The 2,947-nt window shown below is 62.6% G+C and carries 3 protein-coding genes; all 3 read left to right on the plus strand.

Annotated features, from left to right (window positions below):
* Positions 1-95: 95 nt before the first annotated feature.
* Entirely contained in the window at positions 96-1,247 is a 1,152-nt protein-coding gene (gene tilS, locus Q0216_RS08520; protein WP_298594527.1) for a tRNA lysidine(34) synthetase TilS, read from the plus strand.
* A gap of 181 nt (positions 1,248-1,428) precedes the next feature.
* Complete coding sequence (hpt, locus tag Q0216_RS08525; RefSeq protein ID WP_005504342.1) at positions 1,429-1,980, plus strand: hypoxanthine phosphoribosyltransferase; 552 nt, start codon at positions 1,429-1,431, stop codon at positions 1,978-1,980.
* Positions 1,981-2,259: 279 nt separating this feature from the next.
* The coding region (locus tag Q0216_RS08530; RefSeq protein ID WP_366139827.1) for an ATP-dependent metallopeptidase FtsH/Yme1/Tma family protein at positions 2,260-2,947 on the plus strand (688 nt) is incomplete at its 3' end.

Raw genomic sequence — 2,947 nt, forward strand, 5'->3', positions numbered from 1 at the left:
AGGCTCCTGACTTCTTGAGCCTTCGTTATTTCTAAATTCTCCTCGTGAAGTATCTGTTGACATAGACACTTCGCAATTTCTATAAAGGAACCACCATGCAGAATGGACGCGCAGGACGCCTGCACCCCGCCGTCGGCACTGCCCGCCGCCACCTCGCCGCCGCCCTCGAAAAGCTCCTCGGCGCCGGAAGCATCAAAGCCACCGGACGCTCCCGCACCGCCTCCACCCCGGACACCGCCGACCTGCCCCTGCTCCTGGTCGCCTGCAGCGGCGGCCCCGACTCCCTCGCGCTGGCAGCCATTGCCGCGCACTTCGCCCGCCGCGGCGACGTACGCGTAGGCGCCATCATCGTCGACCACGGCCTACAAGAAAACTCCGCCGCGGTTGCCGCGCAGACCGCGCAGACCCTCACCGACCTGGGGCTTCACCCCGTCATTACCGAAAAAGTGCAGGTTCCCGCCGGCAACATGGGCCCCGAAATGGCGGCACGCACCGCCCGCTACAGCGCCTTCACGAAAGCCGCCGAAGCCACCGCCGCCCGCGCCGTACTGCTCGGCCACACCCTCGACGACCAGGCAGAAACCGTGCTGCTCGGCCTAAGCCGCGGCTCCGGCACGCGCTCCCTGGCAGGCATGCCGCCCGTGCGCGTCGAAGAGGGCGTCACCTACCTGCGGCCCTTCCTCGGCCTGCGCCGCGCCGATATGCTCGACATCTGCGACGCCGAAACCCTCACCCCCTGGATCGACCCGACCAACACCGACCAGTCCCTCATGCGTGCCCGCATCCGCCACAGCGTGCTGCCCTACCTGGAGGAGCACCTCGGCGGAGACGTCGCCCGCTCCCTGGCGCGCACCGCCTCCGTAGCTGGCCCCGATGCCGAATACCTCGACGAACAGGCGCAGGCAGCCTACAAGCAGGCGCTCCTACCCGCCGGAACCGCCGTGCGCGGCATCGACCGTGAAGACGCCGTGCTGCTGGACCATGCCGTGCTGTTGGATCGCGCGCAGGTGGCGGCGCTGCATCCGGCGCTTCGTTTGCGTGTGCTTGCGGCCGCCTGCAAAGCCGCCGGGGGAGAGAACCCCGGCTTCGAGCGACTGCAGGCGCTGGACTCTTTCACCGCCGAATATGCGGTAGCTGGACCCGTTCAGATGCCCGGTCACGTGAGCGCGTACCGTCGCCGCAAAATTGTGCACCCGGCAACCGGTGAACGCCTGGACGTGCTCGTATTAGTGCCAACTCGACCCTAACTAGGTGCCCGCGAAGCATCCTCAGCACACACTATCTGCGCGGTGAGGTGCGCCGCGGCGCCGTTTTAAGCCATACTTAAGGCGAACACCATCCACATTATCCGCCGTGGGAAGGCATGAAACCCCGCAACCGGGGCCCCGGCGGAGGCGCAGAGCGTCTAAAGATACGAAGGAATACATCGTGCAGGCTATCGACGTGCAGGACGATATTAAGAACGTTCTCTTCAGCAAGGAAGAGATTAACGCGAAGGTCGCCGAACTGGCGGCGCGCATCGACGAAGACTACGCCGGTAAGGACGTGCTGTTGGTGGGTGTTCTCAAGGGCGCCATCATGATCATGGCTGACCTTTCCCGCGCTCTCAAGGGCCACTACACCATGGACTGGATGGCTGTTTCCTCGTACGGTTCCGGCACCAAGTCCTCCGGTGTTGTGCGTATCCTCAAGGACCTGGACACCGACCTGGTGGGCCGCAACGTCCTGATCGTTGAAGACATCATCGACTCCGGTCTGACCCTGGCATGGCTGCAGCAGAACCTGATTTCTCGCGGCGCAGCTTCCGTTGAGATTTGCACCCTGCTGCGCAAGCCCAAGGTCGTCAAGGCTGACGTTGAGGTCAAGTACGTCGGCTGGGACATCGAGCCCGAGTTCGTTGTTGGTTACGGCCTGGACTTCGCTGAAAAGTACCGCAACCTGGATTGCGTCGCAACCCTGCACCCGCACGTTTACTCCTAAGCCTTTCACCTCAGCAACCATGCTGTAGGTGGTGACGCCCCGCCTCCTCACGCTTGTGGGGGAGCGGGGCGTCGCTGTACCCGGAGGTGGATGTGCCCGGCAAAGAAAATGCACTTTCACCCCCGCCGAGTGCTACAACCCTTTAGCCCGCAGGTGAAATAGAGAAGCCCAGTACCTAGCCGCTCGCCGGGGTAAGGTACATTTAAGGTTGCATCGTTGGGTGTTCCGGCTGGCATGCCGCACCCCAACGGGTTACAGCCGCAACGTAAGGACAAAGCATTGGCGCAAACCCCCAATACTCCGCAGAAAGGCTCGGAGGGCTTCCTGAAGAAGCTGATTAACGGCCCCTGGTTCTGGCCGGGCGCAGCTCTCGTAATCATGCTGGGTTTCCTCATGGCCTCATTCTTCACTCAGCCCTCACGTCAGGTGGACACCAACGTGGGTCTTCAGATGCTCAACGACCACCAGGTCAAGAGCGCAAAGATCTACGACGGCGACCAGCGCGTCGAGCTACAGCTTAAAGAAGACTACAAGAAGGGCAACGACAACTACGGTAAGTCGGTGCACTTCTACTACGTGCAGCCCCGCGGCGACGAAGTTGTTAAGGCAACGGAATCCGCCGAGCTGGAAAGCTACACGGACCAGCCGGTTGAGCACAGCTTCCTGGGCTCTCTGGTGTCCCTGCTGTTGCCGATTCTGCTCTTTGGTGTGCTCTTCTGGTTCCTGATGGGACGAGTCGGAGGCGGCTCATCCGTCATGAGCTTCTCCAAGTCCCGCGCGAAGAAATTCACCAAGGACAAGCCGGAAGTGCGCTTCAGCGACGTCGCCGGCGTGGACGAGGCGCTCGCCGAACTGGAAGAAGTCCGCGAGTTCCTGGCTGAACCCGAAAAGTTCACCCGCCTGGGTGCAAAGATCCCCAAGGGCGTGCTGCTGTACGGCCCTCCCGGCACCGGTAAGACCCTGCTCG

The sequence above is a fragment of the uncultured Rothia sp. genome, assembly GCF_937976295.1.
In the GTDB taxonomy this organism is placed as follows: Bacteria; Actinomycetota; Actinomycetes; order Actinomycetales; family Micrococcaceae; genus Rothia.

Excerpts from the sequence above, each read along its gene's own strand:
- tilS (WP_298594527.1), top strand. The coding sequence starts at position 96 with ATGCAGAATGGACGCGCAGGACGCCTGCACCCCGCCGTCGGCACTGCC.